Origin of the sequence: Streptomyces sp. NPDC049040, assembly GCF_043197715.1 — a bacterium.
Classification (GTDB): domain Bacteria; phylum Actinomycetota; class Actinomycetes; order Streptomycetales; family Streptomycetaceae; genus Actinacidiphila.
Window position 1 is genome coordinate 124,658 of sequence record NZ_JBICTO010000014.1, and the last position, 20,034, is coordinate 144,691.

Annotated in this window: 17 protein-coding genes; 14 read left to right on the forward strand and 3 right to left on the reverse strand. The window is 72.2% G+C overall.

Annotation, left to right across the window (positions count from 1 at the left end):
- The first annotated feature begins 65 nt into the window (after positions 1 to 65).
- The 4 genes from ACGFMP_RS28415 (at position 66) to gcl (ending at position 4,688) form a co-directional block, all read left to right on the forward strand.
- Complete coding sequence (locus ACGFMP_RS28415; protein ID WP_393675866.1) at positions 66 to 941, forward strand: TIM barrel protein; 876 nt, start codon at positions 66 to 68, stop codon at positions 939 to 941.
- A gap of 5 nt (positions 942 to 946) precedes the next feature.
- Positions 947 to 1,846 (forward strand): 2-hydroxy-3-oxopropionate reductase, encoded by a 900-nt coding sequence (locus ACGFMP_RS28420; protein WP_393675867.1) that lies wholly within the window; start codon positions 947 to 949, stop codon positions 1,844 to 1,846.
- A 159-nt stretch (positions 1,847 to 2,005) separates the two neighbouring features.
- Positions 2,006 to 2,749, forward strand: coding sequence for a hypothetical protein (locus ACGFMP_RS28425; protein WP_393675868.1), 744 nt, complete (start codon positions 2,006 to 2,008; stop codon positions 2,747 to 2,749).
- A 157-nt stretch (positions 2,750 to 2,906) separates the two neighbouring features.
- Positions 2,907 to 4,688: a glyoxylate carboligase gene (gene gcl / locus ACGFMP_RS28430; protein WP_393675869.1), complete on the forward strand. Its 1,782-nt coding sequence runs from the start codon at positions 2,907 to 2,909 to the stop codon at positions 4,686 to 4,688.
- Here the strand turns inward: gcl and ACGFMP_RS28435 are convergent.
- On the reverse strand, positions 4,672 to 6,321 hold the full coding sequence (locus ACGFMP_RS28435; protein ID WP_393675870.1) for an AMP-binding protein: 1,650 nt from the start codon (positions 6,319 to 6,321) through the stop codon (positions 4,672 to 4,674). The genes gcl and ACGFMP_RS28435 overlap by 17 nt on opposite strands.
- Positions 6,318 to 7,994: an AMP-binding protein gene (locus tag ACGFMP_RS28440; RefSeq protein ID WP_393675871.1), complete on the reverse strand. Its 1,677-nt coding sequence runs from the start codon at positions 7,992 to 7,994 to the stop codon at positions 6,318 to 6,320. The genes ACGFMP_RS28435 and ACGFMP_RS28440 overlap by 4 nt, the downstream gene beginning before the upstream one ends.
- A gap of 113 nt (positions 7,995 to 8,107) precedes the next feature.
- Between ACGFMP_RS28440 and ACGFMP_RS28445 the strand changes: the two genes are divergently transcribed.
- From ACGFMP_RS28445 to ACGFMP_RS28465, 5 genes are all read left to right on the forward strand, one after another.
- On the forward strand, positions 8,108 to 8,929 hold the full coding sequence (locus ACGFMP_RS28445; protein ID WP_393675901.1) for a LuxR C-terminal-related transcriptional regulator: 822 nt from the start codon (positions 8,108 to 8,110) through the stop codon (positions 8,927 to 8,929).
- An 80-nt stretch (positions 8,930 to 9,009) separates the two neighbouring features.
- Positions 9,010 to 9,633 carry a LysE family translocator gene (locus tag ACGFMP_RS28450; protein WP_393675902.1) on the forward strand — a complete coding sequence of 208 codons (624 nt, stop codon included), beginning with the start codon at positions 9,010 to 9,012 and terminating at the stop codon, positions 9,631 to 9,633.
- Between the two features lie 155 nt (positions 9,634 to 9,788).
- Positions 9,789 to 11,312, forward strand: a complete 1,524-nt coding sequence (locus ACGFMP_RS28455; RefSeq protein ID WP_393675872.1) for an MFS transporter — start codon at positions 9,789 to 9,791, stop codon at positions 11,310 to 11,312.
- 451 nt (positions 11,313 to 11,763) lie between these two features.
- A complete protein-coding gene (locus tag ACGFMP_RS28460; RefSeq protein WP_393675873.1) occupies positions 11,764 to 12,039 on the forward strand; it encodes a hypothetical protein in 276 nt (91 codons plus the stop codon).
- 36 nt (positions 12,040 to 12,075) lie between these two features.
- Positions 12,076 to 12,378 (forward strand): SAV_915 family protein, encoded by a 303-nt coding sequence (locus ACGFMP_RS28465; protein WP_393675874.1) that lies wholly within the window; start codon positions 12,076 to 12,078, stop codon positions 12,376 to 12,378.
- Between the two features lie 157 nt (positions 12,379 to 12,535).
- Here the strand turns inward: ACGFMP_RS28465 and ACGFMP_RS28470 are convergent, their stop codons facing one another.
- Complete coding sequence (locus ACGFMP_RS28470) at positions 12,536 to 13,378, reverse strand: GntR family transcriptional regulator (protein ID WP_393675875.1); 843 nt, start codon at positions 13,376 to 13,378, stop codon at positions 12,536 to 12,538.
- A 228-nt stretch (positions 13,379 to 13,606) separates the two neighbouring features.
- Between ACGFMP_RS28470 and ACGFMP_RS28475 the strand changes: the two genes are divergently transcribed.
- The 5 genes from ACGFMP_RS28475 to ACGFMP_RS28495 all read left to right on the forward strand — a co-directional run bounded on the left by ACGFMP_RS28475 (position 13,607) and on the right by ACGFMP_RS28495 (position 19,949).
- Positions 13,607 to 14,893, forward strand: coding sequence for an extracellular solute-binding protein (locus ACGFMP_RS28475; protein ID WP_393675876.1), 1,287 nt, complete (start codon positions 13,607 to 13,609; stop codon positions 14,891 to 14,893).
- Between the two features lie 75 nt (positions 14,894 to 14,968).
- Positions 14,969 to 15,940 carry a carbohydrate ABC transporter permease gene (locus ACGFMP_RS28480; RefSeq protein WP_393675877.1) on the forward strand — a complete coding sequence of 324 codons (972 nt, stop codon included), beginning with the start codon at positions 14,969 to 14,971 and terminating at the stop codon, positions 15,938 to 15,940.
- On the forward strand, positions 15,937 to 16,812 hold the full coding sequence (locus tag ACGFMP_RS28485) for a carbohydrate ABC transporter permease (protein ID WP_393675878.1): 876 nt from the start codon (positions 15,937 to 15,939) through the stop codon (positions 16,810 to 16,812). The genes ACGFMP_RS28480 and ACGFMP_RS28485 overlap by 4 nt, the downstream gene beginning before the upstream one ends.
- Before the next feature lie 113 nt (positions 16,813 to 16,925).
- Positions 16,926 to 18,425, forward strand: coding sequence for a beta-N-acetylhexosaminidase (locus ACGFMP_RS28490; protein ID WP_393675879.1), 1,500 nt, complete (start codon positions 16,926 to 16,928; stop codon positions 18,423 to 18,425).
- A gap of 105 nt (positions 18,426 to 18,530) precedes the next feature.
- Complete coding sequence (locus tag ACGFMP_RS28495; protein WP_393675903.1) at positions 18,531 to 19,949, forward strand: cellulose binding domain-containing protein; 1,419 nt, start codon at positions 18,531 to 18,533, stop codon at positions 19,947 to 19,949.
- Positions 19,950 to 20,034: the final 85 nt, after the last annotated feature.

A 20,034-nucleotide genomic window follows, 5' to 3' on the forward strand; every position in this document is an offset into this window, starting at 1 on the left:
CAGGAGCTGTTTCACTCTTCCACGAGACAGAATAATACTTCCGCAATACGGAAGGAGTGCATCTCGTGAGCTTCACCGCCGCGCGCTTCGACGTGAACCTCTCCCTCCTGTTCACCGAACTCCCGCTGCTGGAAAGGCCGGCGGCCGCCGCCGCCGCGGGCTTCGACGCGGTCGAGCTGTGGTGGCCGTGGCCCGAGGAGCCCACCCCGGGCAAGGCCGCGCTCGACGACCTGCGGACGGCCCTGGAGACGGCCGGCACCCGGCTGGTCGGCCTGAACTTCTACGCAGGGCTGCTGCCGGGACCCGACCGCGGCGCGCTGTCGCTGCCGGGCGCCGAGTCGGAACGCTTCCGCGCCAACATCGAGGTCGCTGCCGGCTTCGCCGCCTCCGTCGGCTGCACGGCGCTCAACGCGCTGTACGGCAACCGGATCGACGGGATCGACCCCGCGGAACAGGACGCGCTCGCCTTGGACAACCTCGTCCTGGCCGCGGCCGCCGCGGACCGGGTCGGGGCGACGCTGCTGATCGAGGCGCTCAACGCGGTGGAGTCGCCGCGCTTTCCGCTGGTCGACGCGGAGGCCGCCGTCGCGGTGGTGCGCCGGGTCGACGAGGCGAGCGGGCTCGGGAACGCGCGGCTGCTGCTCGACCTCTACCACCTGGCGATGGGCGGCGCGGATCTCGCAGCGGTGATCGACCGCCATGCCGGCCTCGTCGGGCACGTGCAGATCGCGGACCTCCCCGGGCGCGGGGCCCCGGGTACGGGCGGACTGCCGCTGCGGGACCTGCTCGCCCGGTTGTCCGCCACCGGATACCGGGGGTTCGTCGGACTCGAGTACAAGCCGCCTCCCGGCGGGAGCGCGGCCGGCTTCGGCTGGCTCGACCAGCCGGGTCCGCCCGAGGCGGGGCCGCCCCCGAACGACCCGCAGACGACCGAGGAGTGACGCACATGCGGACACCCAAGCCGAAAGTGGCCTGGATAGGCCTGGGGATCATGGGGTCCCCCATGTCGGAGAACCTGATCGCCGCCGGCTACGACGTGACCGGGTACACGCTGGAGGCGGACAAGCTCGCCCGCCTGGCGGCGAAGGGCGGCACCGCCGCGGGGTCGGTGGCCGAGGCGGTCCTGGACGCCGACGTGATCGTCACCATGGTGCCGGCCTCACCGCAGGTGGAGGCCGTCGCGTACGGCGAGCACGGGATCCTGGCCCACGCCAAGGTCGGCGCCTTGCTCATCGACACCTCCTCCATCACCCCGCGGACGTCGATCGACCTGGCGGAGGCCGCCGCGGCGAAGGGCATCCGGGTACTGGACGCCCCGGTGTCGGGCGGTGAGGCGGGAGCGGTCGAGGCGACGCTGTCGATCATGGTCGGCGGTGACGCGGCGGACTTCGCCCGGGCCCGGCCCCTCCTGGACGCCCTGGGCACGACGGTGGTGCTCTGCGGCCCGCACGGCGCCGGGCAGACGGTCAAGGCGGCGAACCAGCTCATCGTCGCGGTCAACATCCAGGCCTGCGCGGAAGCCGTGGTCTTCCTGGAGAAGTCGGGCGTGGACCTGTCCGCCGCCCTCGACGTGCTGAACGGCGGGCTCGCCGGGTCCACCGTGCTGACCCGCAAGAAGACCGGCTTCCTGAAGCGCGAGTTCGCCCCCGGCTTCCGCGTCGACCTGCACCACAAGGACATGGGCATCGTCACCGACGCGGCGCGCGCGGTCGGCGCCGCCCTGCCGGTGGGATCGGTGGTCGCGGGCCTGGTGGCGTCGCTGCGGGCGCAAGGGGACGGCGGGCTGGACCACTCGGCGCTGCTGCGCGGCGTCGAGCGGCTCTCGGGGCTGCCGGTCAGCGGCTGACCGGGGACCCTCCCGGACACCGCCCGGCGGTGCGTGACTGTCCTGTCGCGCCGAGCGCACCGCCGGGCGGCCAGAGGTGACGGACTGTCCGTCATCGGTCACAGCAGGCGCGAACTTCCTGCACTATGGGGGCACGACACCGACCGGAAGTTGCGACCCATGGCAGAGAGCGTGCTGGTGCGCTGCCCGGCCTGCCGCCGAGACCACACCTACACCGCGCCGACGTACCCCTGCGCGTGCGGGGCGCCGCTCTGCCTGCCGGTGCTGCGCGGCGGGCTGCCGGTGGAGATCAGGCACCCGTCGTGGGACGACTCATGGGTGAGGCTGCGCTGCCCCGACTGCGGGCGCACCGACCACTGGCCGCAGCCGGAGTTCGGCTGCACGTGCGGTGCGCTGATCCGGCTGCCGGTGGACGACGAGGCGGCGGGTGAACCCGGGCTGCTGCCCGCGCCGCACCCCGGCGGGACGGCCCCGGAGCCGACCGGTGAGGTACCGCCGCCGCCGACGGACCGGCCGCCCTTCCGCCCGGTCACCATCCGCACCGGGCGGGACGCCCTCACGGCTGCCGCGCAGTACCTGAAGTGGCTCGGCTTCGCCGATGTGCGCCTGGCGGGCGACCGTACGGCCAACGGCATCGACCTGCGCGGCAAGGGCCTGGTCGCCCAGGTCGACCCGACCACCCAGCCGACCGCGGTGCGCGACGTCGAGTGCCTGTGGCTCAACTGCGCGAACGAGGACGCGGCGGGCGCGTTCTTCTCCCTCGCCGGCTACGCGCACGACGCCCGGCTGCGGGCGGACCACCTGGGTGTCCCGCTGTTCGTCATGGACCTCACGGGGACGCCGCAGCCGGTCAACGACGCGGCGGACGCCCTGATCCGCTCGGGACCTGCCGCCGCCCGCTGAGCACCGCCCCGCACTCCCTTCGGCCCGCCCCCGGCACCGCGGCGCCCTCCCGTATGACGCCCCCCTTGACGGTGCGGCACCGCCATGCCTACGTTGCTTCCGGATAGCAGAATCTTTTTTCCGTATTGTGGAACATCGAGATACCCCAGGAGGGGCAATGGCCCGGATGACCGCCGCTCAGGCAGCCGTGGAGATCCTCCGACTCGAAGGCGTGGACGCCGCGTTCGGCGTGCCAGGGGCCGCGATCAACCCCTTCTACGCGGCCCTCAAGGCCGTCGGCGGCATCCGGCACACGCTGGCCCGGCACGTGGAGGGCGCCTCGCACATGGCGGAGGGCTACACCCGGGCGCGGGCCGGGAACATCGGGGTGTGCATCGGGACCTCGGGGCCCGCGGGGACGGACATGATCACCGGGCTCTACTCAGCGATCGGGGACTCGATCCCGATCCTGTGCATCACCGGGCAGGCGCCCACCGCGGTGATCCACAAGGAGGACTTCCAGGCGGTGGACATCGCCGCCATCGCCGGGCCGGTGACCAAGGCGGCGACCACCGTGCTGGAGGCGGCCCAGGTGCCCGGGGTCTTCCAGCAGGCGTTCCACCTGATGCGCTCGGGGCGGCCGGGGCCCGTGCTGATCGACCTGCCGATCGATGTGCAGCAGACGGAGATCGAGTTCGACCCGGAGACCTACCGGCCGCTGCCGGTGTACAAGCCGGCCGCCTCACGGGCGCAGATCGAGAAGGCGGTGGCGATGCTGCACGCCTCGCAGCGCCCGCTGATCGTCGCCGGTGGCGGCGTGATCAACGCCGACGCCTGCGACCTGCTGCTGGAGTTCGCGGAGTTGACCGGAATCCCGGTGGTCCCCACCCTGATGGCCTGGGGCGCGATACCCGACGACCACCCGCTCAACGCCGGGATGGTGGGCCTCCAGACGTCGCACAGGTACGGCAACGCCACCTTCCTCGCATCGGACTTCGTGCTCGGCATCGGCAACCGCTGGGCCAACCGGCACACCGGCCGCCTCGACGTCTACACCAGGGGCCGCACCTTCGTGCACGTGGACGTCGAACCGACCCAGATCGGCCGGATCTTCCCGCCCGACTACGGGATCGCCTCGGACGCCGGGGCCGCACTCGGGCTGTTCGTCGAGGTGGCGCGGGAGTCGGCGGAGCGCGGCGAACTGCCGGACCGCTCGCGCTGGGCCGCCTCGGCCCGCGACCGCAAGGCGACGCTGCACCGGCGTACCCACTACGACGACGTGCCGATGAAGCCGCAGCGGGTCTACGAGGAGATGAACAGGGCCTTCGGCCCCGAGACCCGCTACGTGTCCGCCATCGGGCTGTCGCAGATCGCCGGCGCCCAGATGCTGCACGTCTACCGGCCGCGGCACTGGATCAACTGCGGTCAGGCCGGGCCGCTCGGCTGGACCGTGCCGGCGGCGCTGGGGATCGCGACGGCGGAACCGGGCGCGCAGGTGGTCGCGTTGTCCGGCGACTACGACTTCCAGTTCATGATCGAGGAGCTGGCCGCCGGCGCGCAGCACCGGATCCCGTACGTGCACGTGCTGGTCAACAACGCCTACCTGGGACTGATCCGGCAGGCGCAGGCCGGGTTCGGCATCGACTTCCAGGTGAACCTGGAGTTCGAGAACACCAACTCGCCCGACATGGGCGTCTACGGCGTGGACCACGTCAAGGTCGCCGAGGGCCTCGGCTGCAAGGCGATCCGGGTCACGGAGCCAGGGGAGCTGGCCGCGGCCTTCGGGCAGGCCGCGAAACTCGCCGCGGAGCACCGGGTGCCGGTCGTGGTCGAGGCGATCCTGGAGCGGATCACCGACATCTCGATGTCGGTCACGGCCGACATCTCCGCGGTGGTGGAGTTCGGGGAGCCGGCGACCGAGCCGTGGCACGCCCCGACCGCGGTCATGCCTGCGGTGTGACCGACGGGTGCTCCGCCCCGTCGCCCGCCGCGAAGCCGGCGCGCAGCTCCACCTTGCGGACCTTGCCGCTGACCGTCATCGGGAAGGCGTCCAGGATCCGCAGGTGGCGGGGGATCTTGAAGTGGGCGAGCCGGCCCTCGCAGTAGGCGGTGATCTCGCCGAGGGTCGGCGGGTCGGCCGGGTCCCGGGGGATGACGCAGGCCAGGACCTCCTCGCCGAGCCGCTCGTCGGGCACCCCGACCACCTGCACGTCGGACACCTTGGGGTGGCCGTAGAGGAATTCCTCGACCTCCCGCGGATAGACGTTCTCGCCGCCCCTGATGATCATGTCCTTGATCCGGCCGACGACCGCCACGTAGCCGTCGTCGCGCATCACCGCCAGGTCGCCGGTGTGCATCCAGCGCCCGCGGTCCAGGGCCTCGGCCGTACGGTCCGGATCGTCCCAGTAGCCCAGCATCACCGAATAGCCGCGCGTACACAGCTCACCTGCCGTGCCGCGCGGCAGTGTGACCCCCGACGCCGGGTCCACCACCTTGACCTCGATGTGCGGCAGGGCACGGCCGACGGTGGCCGTGCGGTGGTCCGGCGGGTCGTCGCGCCGGGTCTGGGTCGAGACCGGGGAGGTCTCCGTCATCCCGTAGCAGATGGACACCTCGGCCATGTGCATCTCGGTCATCACCCGCTTCATCACCTCGACCGGGCACGGCGACCCGGCCATGATGCCGGTGCGCAGCGAGCTGAGGTCGTAGTCCGCGAAGTCGGGCAGCCCGAGCTCCGCGATGAACATCGTGGGGACGCCGTAGAGCGAGGTGCAGCGCTCCTGCTGGACCGCGCGCAGGGTGGCGGCCGGGTCGAAGGCCGGTGCCGGGATCACGATGCAGGCGGCGTGCGAGGTGGCGCCGAGGTTGCCCATGACCATGCCGAAGCAGTGGTAGAAGGGCACCGGCAGGCAGATCCTGTCCTGCTCGCTGTAGCCGACCGTACCGCCCACGAAGTAGCCGTTGTTGAGGATGTTGTGGTGCGAGAGGGTGGCGCCCTTGGGGAAGCCCGTGGTGCCCGAGGTGTACTGGATGTTGATCGGGTCGTCGCAGCTCAACGTCGCCTCGACGGAGGCCAGATACCCCTCGTCGAGGTCCTTGCCCGCGGCGGTCAGCGCGTCCCACGACGGGTCGCCGATGTGCACCACCTCGCGCAGGTCCGGGCAGTTGCCGCGGACCTCGGCGACCATCAGGCGGTAGTCGGTGCCGCGGTGCCCGGTGGAGGCGATCAGCACCGACACGCCCGACTGCCGCAGCGCGTAGGCCAGTTCGTGCAGCCGGTAGGCCGGGTTGACGTTCACCATGATCGCGCCGAGCCGGGCGGTGGCGTACTGCACCAGCACCCACTCGGCGCAGTTCACCGCCCAGATGCCGACCCGGTCGCCCTTGCGCACCCCCCTGGCGGCCAGCCCGCGGGCCACCTCGTCGACCGCGCGGCCGAACTCCGCGTACGTCCAGCGGCGGCCGCCCGCCACGTCGACCAGGGCCTCGCGGTCGGGGTGGGCGGCGATGGCCCGGTCGAGGTTGCGGCCGACGGTGTCGCCGAGCAAGGGGGTGCTCCCTGTTCCGTGGGCGTAGGAGGGCTCGGCGGTCACCGGTGGTCCTCTTCGTGGAATTCGGCGCTGCCGTCCTGCATCGTCGCCTCGCGCAGCTCGATCCTGCGGATCTTGCCCGAGACGGTCTTGGGCAGCGGCGCGAACTCCAGCCGCCTGATCCGCTTGTACGGCGCCAGCACCGACCGCGAGTGGGCGAAGATCGCCTTGGCGGTGTCGCCGTCCGGTGCCCAGCCCTCGGCGAGCACCACGTAGGCCTTGGGGATCGCGAGCCGCACCTCGTCGGGCGCGGGCACCACGGCGGCCTCGGCGACCGCCTCGTGCTCCAGCAGCGCACTCTCCAGCTCGAAGGGGCTGATCTTGTAGTCGCTCGACTTGAAGACGTCGTCCGACCGGCCGACGTAGGTGATGTAGCCGTCCGCGTCCCGGCTGCCGATGTCGCCGGTGCGGTAGTAGCCGCCGCCCATCGCCTCCTCGGTGCGCTCGGGGTCGCCCGCGTACCCGGTCATCAGGCCCACGGGGCGGCTGCTCAGATCGAGGCAGATCTCGCCCTCGTTGGCGGGTACGCCGGTCACCGGGTCGATCAGGGTCACGGTGTATCCGGGGGTGGGGCGCCCCATCGAGCCGGCCTTGACCAGCTGGCCGGGTGTGTTGGCGACCTGGACCGCGGTCTCGGTCTGCCCGAAGCCGTCCCTGATCAGCACTCCCCACAGCCGCCGCACGTGCTCGATCACCTCCGGGTTGAGCGGCTCGCCCGCTGCCACCACCTCCCGCGGCGGGGTGGTGAGCGCGCTCAGGTCGGCCTGGATCAGCATCCGCCACACCGTGGGCGGCGCGCAGAAGCTGGTCACCCCGCAGCGGTCCATCTCGGCCATCAGCCGCGCGGGGTCGAACCGCGTGTAGTTGTGCACGAAGACGGTCGCCTCGGCGTTCCACGGCGCGAAGAGACTCGACCAGGCGTGCTTGGCCCATCCGGGTGACGAGATGTTCAGGTGCACGTCGCCGGGGCGCAGCCCGATCCAGTACATGGTGGCCAGGTGCCCGACCGGGTACGACAGGTGGGTGTGCTCGACCAGCTTGGGCCGGGCGGTGGTGCCGGAGGTGAAGTACAGCATCAGCGGGTCGGACCCGGCGGTCGGCCCGTCCGGGGTGAAGCCGGGCGGCGTCGCGTAGGCCTCCTCGTAGGCCGACCAGGGCACGGGGGCGTCGCCGCCGACCGCGATCCGGGTGTAGTCGCCCGGCACCTCGTCGAACTTGCCGATGTCCGCGGCCCGCACGATCGCGTGCCTGACCCGCCCGCGGCCGATCCGGTCGCGCAGGTCGGCCGGGCCGAGCAGCGGGGTCGCCGGGATGAGCACCGCGCGCAGCTTCATCAGGGCGAGCGCGGACTCCCACTGCTCGACCTGGTTGCCCAGCATCAGCAGCACCCGGTCGCCGGCCCGCACCCCGCGGGCCCGCAGCCAGGAGGCGACCCGGTCGGAGCGGTCGGACATCTCGCGGTAGGAGATCAGCGACTCGGTGCCGTCCTCCTCGACGATCCACAGGGCCGGGCGGTCGTTGCCCGCGGCGATGACGTCGAACCAGTCGAGCGCCCAGTTGAACCGCTCGGGAACCGGCCAGCGGAAGCCGTCACGGGCCGCCGTATAGTCCTCGCGGTGCCGCAGCAGGAAGTCCCGGGCGGCCCGGAATGCCCCGGTCGCGTCCGATGCCGCCATGTGTCCTCCTTGTGGATGTCCCCTCGGTAGCATCGTGCGGTAGTGACGTGGGTCTCACTACCCCCGGACGGGGGTGAGGAGGTGGCGCGGTGGACGGCAGTCGCGGCGAGGCCATGGAGGTGCGGGCCGCCCTGCTGCGGATGCGCGGGTCCGGGCTGCTGCCGGTGGCCTTCGGCGGGCTGGTGGCGGGAGCCGGTGCGCAGCAGTTCCGGATCAGCGAACTGGCGGGGGCCGACACGGATTCGCTGCGCGGGCTCGCCGTGCGCACCGGCAACGGGCTCGGCGGGAAGACCCTCGCCCTCGGGCGGCCCTGCGCGGTGACGGACTACGGCTCGTCGCGCGCCATCAGCCACGAGTACGACGCCGCCGTCGCGGGCGAGGGGCTGCGGTCGGTGCTCGCGGTGCCGATCGTGGTGCACCGCCAGGTGCGCGGGGTGCTCTACGGGGCGCTGCGCCAGCCGTTCAGCCTCGGTGACCGGCCGCTGGCCGCCGCGATCGACGCGGCACGCGACCTCGAGCAGGCGCTCGCGGTACGGGACGAGGCGCGCCGGCTGCTCGCGTCGTGCCAGGCACCGGTCGCCGCGGACCCGCGGGCCTGGGAGGAGGTGCGCGAGGCGCACACCGAACTGCGGGCGCTCGCGGTGCGGATCCCCGACGCGCGGCTGCGCCAGGACCTGCTCGCGGCCTGCGCGCGGCTGGCCTCCGCCGCGGTGTCGTCCGCCGGCGCCCGGCCGCCGCTGGCCCCGCTCACCCCGCGCGAGCTGGATGTCCTGACCACGATCGCCTCCGGCGCGACCAACGCGGTGGCCGCCTCGCGGCTCAGGCTGCGGCCGGAGACGGTCAAGTCGTACCTGCGGTCCGCCATGCGGAAGTTGGGTGCGCACACCCGGCTCGAAGCCGTCACCGCCGCCCGCCGCGGCGGGCTGCTCCCCTGAGCGAAAAAGGGGGGCGCCGCCGCGGGGGGCGGCGGTAGCGTGACGGGGTGACGATCGATCGGGTGGGCGGCTTCGCCGCGATGTCTCTGGTGCTGGTGCTGATCCCCGGCCCGAGCGTCCTGTTCGTGCTGGGCCGCGCCCTCGCGCACGGCCGGCGTACGGCCCTCGGCAGCGTCCTGGGCAACGCGATCGGGGCCTACGCCCTGATCGCCCTGGTCGCGGTCGGTCTCGGCGAGGTCGTGTCCCGCTCGGTCGCCCTGTTCGTCGGGCTGAAGCTGGTCGGCGCCGCCTACCTGGTCTTCCTCGGCGTCAAAGCGTTCCGCCACCGCGGCGCGCTCGCCGCGTCGCTGCGCGAGGACGTCGCGGCGGGACCCGCTCCGGCCCGCGGGGGTGACCTCCGTACGCTGTGGGAGGGCTTCGTCGTCGGGGTGACCAACCCCAAGACGATGGTCTTCTTCGCCGCCGTGCTCCCCCAGTTCGTGAACCGCGACGCCGGCCGCGTGCACGAGCAGATGCTGCTGCTCGGCCTGGTGTTCACGGTGATCGCCCTGCTGTGCGACAGCGGCTGGGCGCTGACCGCGTCCGCGGCCCGCACCTGGTTCGCCCGCTCGCCGCGGCGGATGGCGGCGGTGGGCGGGACCGGCGGGATCGCGATGATCGGCCTGGGCGTGACGGTCGCGGTGACGGGCCGCGTGGACTCGTAGCGCCGGGGCGGGACGGGGTGTGAGCAGGCGCACACCCCCGGCCTCAGCGAAACGTTTGCGTTTCGATAGTCGCCGTCGTACGGTCATGGAGTACGAAACCGTTTCGTTCTTCCTGCGGTACAGCCCTACCCGTCCCACCTCAGGAGATCCGCCTGATGTCCTCGCAATCCGCGGCCGACGTCCCCGTCGACCGGCTCAAGAAGTCCGTACCGGACAACGCCCCCGGCGCCCCGGCGGAGAAGGCCAACCACCGCTGGTGGGTGCTGGCGGTCATCGCCGTCGCCCAGCTGATGGTGGTCCTCGACGCCACCGTCGTGAACATCGCACTGCCGTCCGCCCAGAAGGCGCTCGGCTTCTCCGACGGCGACCGGCAGTGGATCATCACCGCCTACTCCCTCGCCTTCGGCTCGCTGCTGCTGTTCGGCGGCCGGCTGGCCGACCTGATCGGCCGCAAGATCGTCTTCCTGGTCGGCGTCGTCGGCTTCGCCGCCGCCTCCGCGCTGGCCGGCGCGGCACAGAACTTCGAGGTGCTGGTCTCCGGTCGCGCCCTGCAGGGCCTGTTCGGCGCCCTCCTCGCCCCCGCGGCGCTCTCGCTTCTCAACACCACCTTCACCGACGCCAAGGAGCGCGCGAAGGCGTTCGGCATCTACGGCGCCATCGCCGGCGCCGGCGGCGGTGTCGGCCTGCTGCTCGGCGGTGTGCTCACCGAGCACCTGAGCTGGCGCTGGACGCTGTACGTGAACCTGATCTTCGCCGTGATCGCCTTCATCGGCGGCATGACGGTGCTGCGCAAGGGCGCCCCCGCCCACCGGGCGAAGCTGGACCTGCCGGGCACGCTGCTGGTGACCGTCGGCCTGTTCTGCGTGGTCTACGGCTTCTCGAACGCCGACAAGCACCACTGGGGCTCCCCGATGACCTGGGGCTTCCTGCTGGTCGGCGTGGTGCTGGTGGCCGCCTTCAGCTGGTGGCAGACCCGCGCCAGGCACCCCCTGCTGCCGCTGCGGGTGCTGCTCGACCGCAACCGGGGCGCGTCCTTCACCGTGCTCGCCCTGTCCGGCGCCGGCATGTTCGGCGTCTTCCTCTTCCTGACGTACTACCTCCAGCAGTCGCTGGGCTACACCCCGGTCAAGACCGGTCTCGGCTTCCTGCCGATGATCGGCGCCCTGATGGTGGCGGCCCAGCTGGTCACCAACTCGCTGCTGCCCAAGTTCGGCCCGCGGCCGATCGTGCCGCTCGGCATGATCGTCGCGGCGGCGGGCATGGCCTGGCTGACCGTCCTCGACCTGAACAGCACGTACGCGGCGAACGTGCTGCCGCCGCTGCTGGTCATCGGCTTCGGCCTCGGCCTGGTGATGCCCACCGCGATGAGCGTGGCCACCGAGCGGATCGGCGAGTCCGACGCGGGCGTGGCCTCGGCCGCGGTCAACACCATGCAGCAAGTGGGCGGTTCGATCGGCACCGCGCTGCTCAACACGCTGGCCGCGAGCGCCGCGACCTCGTACCTGGCTGACCACACCGGCAAGCTCGCCCCCGCACAGGCCGCACTGCACAGCTACTCGACCGCGTACTGGTGGTCGGCCGCGCTGCTCGCCGTCGGCGGTGTGCTGGCCCTGTTCATGTACCGCGGCGGCCGTCCCGCGCCGCTCGACGAGAACGCCGTGGCCGCCGTCCACATGTAGGACGTACGGCCCCCTCAGCACCCGGTGCCGCCTGAGCGGACGGCGCCGGGTCCGGGGGCCGGTGGCCGGGTCATCGTGGGGACGGGACGCCCGGCACCACCGGCCCCCCGCATTCACCGCCCCGCCGGACCGCGACCCCCGTACGCGGCCCCGGCGGGGCGGCCTGCTGCGTACCGCCTGCGCCCGCTGCCCACCGCGCGCCGCCCACCGCTCGAACGACCGCCAGGGGCGGCGGCGCGCCGCGGCACGCCGGACGGCGGGCCCTGCTGCGGCCCGGGATCCGGCCGGCCCGCCTCACGGTCGGGGACGGCCGCCGCAGCCTCGCGCGGCTCGGCTTCTCCGGGCTCCCCGCCCCCTGCCCGTTCACCCCGATGGTCCCGCGGAACGGCACCGAGGCGGTGCTTCCCGGCCGGTTGCGGGCGCTCGGCGGTGACGAGGCGCGGCGCGGCCGGTGGCCGAGCGCGTCGTGGCCCCGACCGACCGGACGACCCGGATCGCCACCCTGCGACGGGCCCCTGCCCGCGCCGTCCGCAAGGCGGTGCTGCCATGGCCCGCCCGCGTCCCCTCGCCGCGTCGTGGCGCCGTGACCGACCGGATGACCGGGATCGCCGCCGTGCGGCGGCGCCCTGCCCGCGCCGTCCGCAAGGCGGTGCTGCCATGGCCCGCCCGCGTCCCCGCGGTGCGCACCCGGCTGGTCCGCGAGCCGGCCGAGCCCGGCCACCGCTGAGGGTGCGCTCGGCGCACGGGGGGATACGGTGAGGCCATGGACGTCAGCACGCAGCCCGCGGCCGGCCTCCGGCCGCTGTACGTACCGGTACGCACCGGACCGGCGGGCCTCGTCGTACGCCTGTGGCGCACTCCCGTCGGGACCAGGACGGCGGTCGCCTTCACCACGGATCAGCGGCTGCGGGGCGCGCTCGGCCCCTGCCAGCCGTGGATCCGGCTGTCCGAATCCGCGCTGCGGCGGCTCGCCGAGCCCCTGGGGGCGACGTCCCTGACCGTCGACCCCCTCCTCTTCGGCCGGCCGGGGCAGGGCTCGGCCCCTGCCCCGGTGAGGCTGGGCTGACCCCCAGCCCTTGGCGCGGACCGCGCTTCCGGGCACGCCCCGTCCCGAGAGGGCGGGCGTTTGCCAGGGGCGCGAGGTACCGCGCGACAAGCCGCGACCTGCCCGCGGGCAACCAGGCGCCGCAAGGGGCGACCTCCCCAGAGGTGACCAGCCCGGATCAGGATCCGGGCTGGACGTCACCGGTGGTCATCGCCGGGACCTCCCGCCGGGAGGCGAGGTCGCCCGGGGGGATGCCCGGGTGGTGCTGGGCCGGGGACAGGGGCGGCGCCGGGGCCGTGTCGCCCAGGGCCAGCCGGGAGACGATGCGGTAACGGTCACCGCGGTAGACGGAGTGGACGTACTCCACCGGCCGCCCCGTGGTGTCCTTGGTCAGCCGCTCGAAGAGCAGCGCGGGTGACAGGACGGGCACCCCGATCAGCCTGGCCTCCTCCTCGTTGGTGACGGTCGGCTCGATGGACTGGACGGCCTCATGCACCCGCACCCCGTGCCGCTCCCGCAGGATGTCGTAGAAGTCGCCGGACTCCATGTCGTCAGGCGACAGCCCCGGCACGAGCGCCGCGGGCACGTGGAGGTACTCGATGGCCATCGGCTCGTCGTCGACGAGCCGCAGCCGCGCGATGTACGTGATCTCCGCGGCCGGCGAGATGTGCAGGCGGCGGCCGACCCGGGCACCGGCCTGCACCGTGGTGAAGTCCAGCACCTGGCTGGCCCAGCTGCCGGACGCCTGCGGCAGGCGGTACGCGTCACTGGCAGGGGCGAGTTCCTGGGTGATCTTCGCGCGCGCGACGAACATGCCGCGCCCGTGCTCGCGCACCAGCAGCCCGGTGGTGACGAGTTCGTCGACCGCGGAGCGCAGAGTGGGCCGGGAGACGCCGAGTTGCTCGCACAGGGTGCGCTCGGAGGGGATCGGGTCGCCGGGGGCGCAGGACTCGACGAGTTCCATGAGGTAGTCGCGGACCCGTTCGCGTTTCACCGCGGAGCGCGACGGCTCGCTGACCATGGCGGACTTCCTTTCCCTGCGGCGGGTTGTCCAGCTGAGGCTATCCAGATGTTGACCAGCACGCCACCCGCGCGGCGACGCCGTCCCACTGACAACGGTATACAACCGAATCACCAGCTCTGCGCTGGGCCTTGACGGCACCAGTGGTCTATGCCACCTTCTGCGAGCAGCACCAGACCAGTTGGCAAGTGGTAAATTCCGCCCCGCGCTCTCCGAGGTGACATCACCGTGAGATCCAGACTCATCCCTGCCGCCGCCGCGCTCGCCCTGGCGGCCGTCACCGGCCTCACCGCCTGCGGCTCGTCCTCCGACGACTCGTCCGACTCCGCCGGCGGCGGCGCCTCCGCCGCACCGGCGAAGCTCACCGTGTGGATCATGCAGGACAGCATGTCCGACGGGGTCCTCAGCCGTTTCAAGACCTCCTTCGAGGCGGCGCACAAGGGCACCACCCTGGACATCCAGATCCAGCCGTGGGACGGCATAGGCCAGAAGATCACCAGCGCGCTGGCCAGCAAGGACGCGCCTGACGTGATGGAGGTGGGGAACACGCAGGTCGCGCAGTACGCGGCCAGCGGCGGCGTGAAGGACCTCACCGACAAGGTCACCGACCTCCAGGGCTCCGACTGGATCCCCGGCCTCGCCGACCCGGGGAAGGTCGACGGCAAGCAGTACGGCATCCCGTGGTACGCCGCCAACCGCGTGGTGATCTACAACAAGGACCTCTTCGCCAAGGCGGGCATCACCACCCCGCCCAGGACCCGCGCCGAGTGGATCGCCGACACCACCAAGCTCAACACCGGCGGCAACGAGGGGATCTACCTTCCGGGGCAGACCTGGTACGCGCTGGCCGGCTTCGTCTGGGACGAGGGCGGCGACCTCGCCGTCAAGGACGGCGACCAGTGGAAGGGCTCGCTCGACACCCCGCAGGCCAAGGCGGGCATGGACTTCTACAAGCAGCTCCAGGCGCTCGGCAACGGCCCCAAGGACTCCGACGAGGCCAAGCCGCTCCAGGCGGACGTCTTCGCCAAGGGCAAGAGCGCGCAGATCATCTCGGTGCCGGGCGGCGCCGCGGTCATCACCAAGGCCAACCCGGCGATGCAGGACAAGATCGGCTTCTTCCCGATCCCGGGGAAGACCGCCGACAAGCCGGGCGCGGTCTTCACCGGCGGCTCCGACCTGGTGATCCCGGAGGCCTCGCAGCACCAGGCGCTGGCCTACGACGTGGTCAAGGCGCTGGCGGGCACCGCCTTCCAGACCGACATGGCCAAGGAGATGAGCTACGTGCCCAACCGCACCTCGCTGGCCTCGGTGCTGGACGGCAACCCCGGCGCGTCGGTGATGGCGGTCGGCGCGGCGAACGGCCACGCCACCCCGAACTCCCCCAACTGGGCGGCGGTCGAGGCGAACAACCCGATCAAGCAGTACATGACCCAGGTGCTGACCGGCGCCGACCCGGACGCGGCGGGCAAGACGGCCTCCGAGGCGATCACCAAGGCGCTCAACAGCGCGTCATAAGGACCTGGTTCGCCGCCAGGACGACGGCAGGCTCCCGCCCCGTCACCGACCACCACCCCACACCGGAGGGATCCCGTGCTCACCGCCCACTCCCCCGCCGCACCGCGGCCGGACGTCACGGATCCGCCGCCGGCGCCGCCGCGGGCGCGGCGGCGGGTGCGGGTCGCCGCGCTCTGGCCGTACCTGCTCATCGCCCCCACCGTGGTGGGTGCGGCGTTCCTGCTGGTCTACCCGGTCGTCAGGAACATCGTCATGTCCTTCCAGCACTTCGGGCTCGGCGAGCTGATCCGGGGAGGTGCGACCTGGGTCGGCTTCGCCAACTACCGCACGGTCCTGAGCGATCCGGAGTTCTGGACGGTGGTGCGGCGCACCCTGTGGTGGACCGGCCTGAACGTCGTGCTGATCATGGTGCTCGGCACCCTGGTGTCCCTGATGCTGATCAAGCTCGGCAAGCGGATGCGGCTGGCGGTGATGAGCGGGCTGGTGCTGACCTGGGCGACGCCGGTCATCGCCGCCACCACCGTCTTCCAGTGGCTGTTCCAGTCCCGTTTCGGAGTGGTCAACTGGGCACTGGTCAAGCTGGGCTTCGACTCGTACCGCAACTACACCTGGTTCGCGCACGGCGGCTCGACCTTCGCCATCCTGGTCGTGCTGGTGGTCTGGCAGTCGGTGCCGTTCGCCGCGCTGACCCTCTACGGCGGCCTGACCACCATCCCGGCCGAGCTGTACGAGTCGGCCAGGATCGACGGGGCGAGTGCCTGGCAGTCCTTCCGGCTGGTCACCTTCCCGATGCTGCGCCCGCTGTTCGCGCTCGTCACCTCGCTCGAGGTGATCTGGTGCTTCAAGGCGTTCACCCAGATCTGGGTGATCAGCGAGGGCGGCCCGAACGGCGCCACGACCACGCTGCCGATCTACGCCTTCCAGATCGCCCAGTCGCTGCACAAGTACGACCTGGGCGCGGCCGTCTCCACCCTGACCGTGGTGATCCTGCTCGCCGCGCTGGTGTTCAACCTGCGCCGCATGTTCCGCCAGGAGGGCGCGCTGTGACCGCTCTTACCACTGGTAAAGCCCCGGTCCGGCTGCCACGGCACCGCCCGCGGCTGCGCCGGCTGCCGCTGAACCTGGCCGCGCTGCTCACGCTGGCCCTGTCCGTCTTCCCGGTCTACTGGATGGTGGTCACCGCCTTCAAGCCGGCCGCCGACATCCAGTCGGACACCCCCTCACTGCTGCCGCTGCACCCGACGCTGGCGCACTTCCGCACCGCAGTGGACTCCCCCGGCTTCGGGACCTTCTGGCGCAACAGCCTGACGGTCACCCTCAGCGCGGTGCTGATGTCGCTGGTGGTGGCGCTGCTCTCGGCGTTCGCGGTCGGCCGGATGCGCTGGCGGGGGCGGCGGGCCTTCATCCTGATGGTGTTCGTCGCGCAGATGGCGCCGTGGGAGGCGCTGCTGATCCCGATGTACGTGATCGCGCGCGACACCGACATGCTGGACAAGCTGTCGATGCTGACGCTGATCTACTTCATGACCACACTGCCCTTCACCATCGTGACGCTGCGCGGCTTCCTTGCCGCGATCCCGGTGGAGTTGGAGGAGGCGGCCCAGGTCGACGGCTGCACCAGGCCGCAGGCCTTCCGCCGGGTGACCTTCCCGCTGCTGGCACCGGGGCTGCTGTCCACCTCGCTGTTCGGCTTCATCACCGCGTGGAACGAGTTCGCCTTCGCCAACACGCTGATCATCAAGAACCAGGACGCCCGCACCCTGCCGGTCTGGCTGTCGTCGTTCAGCAACGTCTTCGGCACCGACTGGGGCGCCACGATGGCCGCGTCCTCGCTGTTCATGCTGCCGGTCCTGCTGGTCTTCCTGGTCCTGCAGAACCGTGTCACGTCCGGAATGACCGCGGGCGCCGTCAAGGGCTGACCTCGCGCCGAACCCGTGCATCCGCGCTCCCGCCGAGCGCGCGCCCCGTGCTGCCCCGCGCCGCCTCATCCCCGCCCCGCCCCGGGGCCAGGGAGACCTGGAGAGCCACCGCCGTGATCATTCCGCATCCCAGCCAACTGGCACGTATCCCCGGCCAGTTCACCTTCGACGAGACCACCACCGTCCGGGCGTCCGGCGACGCGCTCGGCGCCGCCCGGCTGCTGCGCACGCTGCTGGCCCCCGCCACCGGGCTGCCGCTGCGGCCCTCCCCCACCGGCAATGTCGTGCTGGTCGTCGACGCGATGCTCGGCGGCCTGGGCGAGGAGGGCTACGGCCTGACCGTCGGCCCCGACGCGGTGCTGCTGCGCGCGGCCCGCCCCGCGGGCCTGCTGCGGGGGGTGCAGACGATCCGCCAGCTGCTGCCCGCGCAGGCCCTGTCGTCGCGCCCGGTGGCCGATGTGCCGTGGCGGATGCCGGGAGTGCAGATCACCGATGTGCCGCGCTTCCGCTGGCGGGGCGCGATGCTCGACGTGGCCAGGCACTTCCAGCCGGTGTCCTTCCTGCGCCGCTTCACCGACCTGCTGGCCTTCCACAAGCTCAACGTGCTGCATCTGCACCTGACCGACGACCAGGGCTGGCGGATGCCGGTCGCGGCCTTCCCCGCGCTGACCGAGGTCGGCGGGGTGCGCGGCGGCGCGGTGCCGCACCAAGGTGCCTACACCGCCGCCGAGTTGCGCGGCCTGGTCGCCTACGCCGCCGAGCGCGGCGTCACCGTCGTGCCCGAGATCGAGATGCCCGGGCACGCGCGGGCGGCACTCGCCGCGTACCCGGGTCTGGGCAACGTGCCGGGGCGGCAGCTCGACGTGTGGACCGAGTGGGGCGTGTGCGACACCGTCCTCGGCGTCCACGACGAGGTGCTGGACTTCTGCAGGACGGTGCTCGGCGAGGTCCTCGACGTCTTCCCCTCCCCTTACGTGCACGTCGGCGGTGACGAGTGCCCGGTCACCGAGTGGGAGACCAGCCCCGCGGCCCGCCGGCGGACCGCGGAGCTGGGGCTCGGGTCGCCCAAGGAACTGCACGGCTGGTTCCTCGGCCAGGTCGGCGACTTCCTGCTGGAGCAGGGGCGGCGGCCGGTGTGCTGGGCGGAGGACTCGGGCGCGCTGCCCGCCGCCTTCACCGTGATGCCCTGGCGCGACACCGCCCACGGCCTCGCCGCCGCCCGCCGCGGCCACGACGTGATCATGACCCCCTATCGCTCGACGTATCTGGACTACCCGCAGTCGGACGACCCGGCGGAGCCGCCGGGTCAGGCCGGCGGCGTGGTGGACCTGAGCGCCGTGCACGGCGGCGACCCTGCCCCGGCCGACTGGGAGCCGGCCGCCGCCGCCCGGGTGCTCGGCACCCAGGCGCAGCTGTGGACCGAGTACGTCACCACAGCGGCGCACGCCGAGTACCTGGCCTTCCCCCGGCTGGCCGCGCTCGCCGACCGGGCCTGGAACCCGGCCAGCGACTGGTCAGGCGATTTCCGCCCGGCGCTGCGGTTGCACGAGGCCCGCCTCGACGCGCTGCGCGTCCCGCGCCGCAGCCCCACCCCCACAACCACCCTGCACTGACCCAGCCACCACCCCACTGGAAAGGGATCGACCGTGTCAGGAAACACAGCAGAAGGCACCGCGGAAAACCCCACCCGTAAGAGGAAGCCGCGGCTCACCGCGCGGATGCGCACCGCGATGGCGGTGTGCGCGGCGGCCGGGCTCGGCTGCGCGGCGCTCACCGCGCTGCCCGCGGCCGCCGCCCAGGACTCGCTGACCGCGCAATACCGCACCAGCGCGTCCGGTGCGACCGCCGACCAGGCCGAGCCCTGGCTCGAGGTCACCAACACCGGTTCGAGCACCGTCCCGCTCAGCCGGGTCACGCTCCGCTACTACTTCAAGGGGGACGGCGCCGGTGTGACCTACCGCTTCGCCTGCTCCTGGGCGGTCAAGGGCTGCGCCAACATCACCGGCACCTTCGGCACCCTCGCGAACCCCACCGCGACCGCCGACCGCTACCTGGAGATCGGCTTCACCGCGGGCGCCGGCTCGCTCGCACCCGGGCAGAACACCGGCGACATGCAACTGCGGTTCTACCGGACGGACTGGCAGACCCTCACCCAGTCCGACGACTACTCCTTCAACGGCTCCCAGACCTCGTACGCGAACTGGCCGAAGATCACCGTGCAGGACGCCGGGGCGGTGGTCTACGGCACCGCGCCCGCCGACAACGACCCGACGCCGCCCACCACTCCCCCCACCACCCCGCCGACCTCGCCGGGCGGCGGCGGCCAGAACGGGCCCGCGCTCTTCGACGACTTCTCCTACACCAGCAGCTCCGACGCGGCCGTGCAGCAGCACGGCTGGACGGTGAAGTCCGGGCAGGGCGGGCCCGGCGTGGCCGGTGCCACCTGGTCGCCGCAGGACGTCACCTTCGTCGCCGACGGCTCCAACAAGATCATGAACCTGCGGCTGACCACGAACGGCACCGCGTCCGGCACCAAGGAGACCGAACTCCAGACCACCGCACGCAAGTTCAAGAACGGCACCTACGCCGCCCGGGTGCGCTTCGACGACACCCCCACCGGCGGCCCCGACGGTGACCACGTCAACCAGACCTTCTTCACCTTCACCCCGCTCAACGCGCCGATGGACCCGGACTACAGCGAGCAGGACTTCGAGTACCTGCCCAACGGCGGCTGGGGCGAGACCCAGAACATCATGTACGAGACGTCCTGGGAGACCTACAACCCGGACCCGTGGAACGCCGTCAACACCCACGGCCAGCAGTACGGCAGCCTCGACGGCTGGCACGACCTGCAGATCACCATCGACAACAGCAGCATCACGTACTACATCGACGGCCAGGTCGTCGCGACGCACGGCGAGCCGTACCTGCCCGAGACCCCGCAGTGGATCGACTTCAACCACTGGCTGATCGACCTGGCCGGGCAGACAAGCAGCACCCCGAGGTCGTACGACGAGCAGGTCGACTACGTCGTCTTCGTCAAGGACCAGGTGCTCAGTCCCGCGCAGGTGAGCGCACGGGTCGCAGGCTACCGGGCGGCGGGCACCGCCTTCACCGACACCGTGCCCAACCCGTAGCCACCGCGCCGCGCCCGGCGGGTTTCCGTTATCCGCCGGGCGTGGCACCGTCTCCTGTCCGAGGGAAAAGTGACGGACGGAGAGT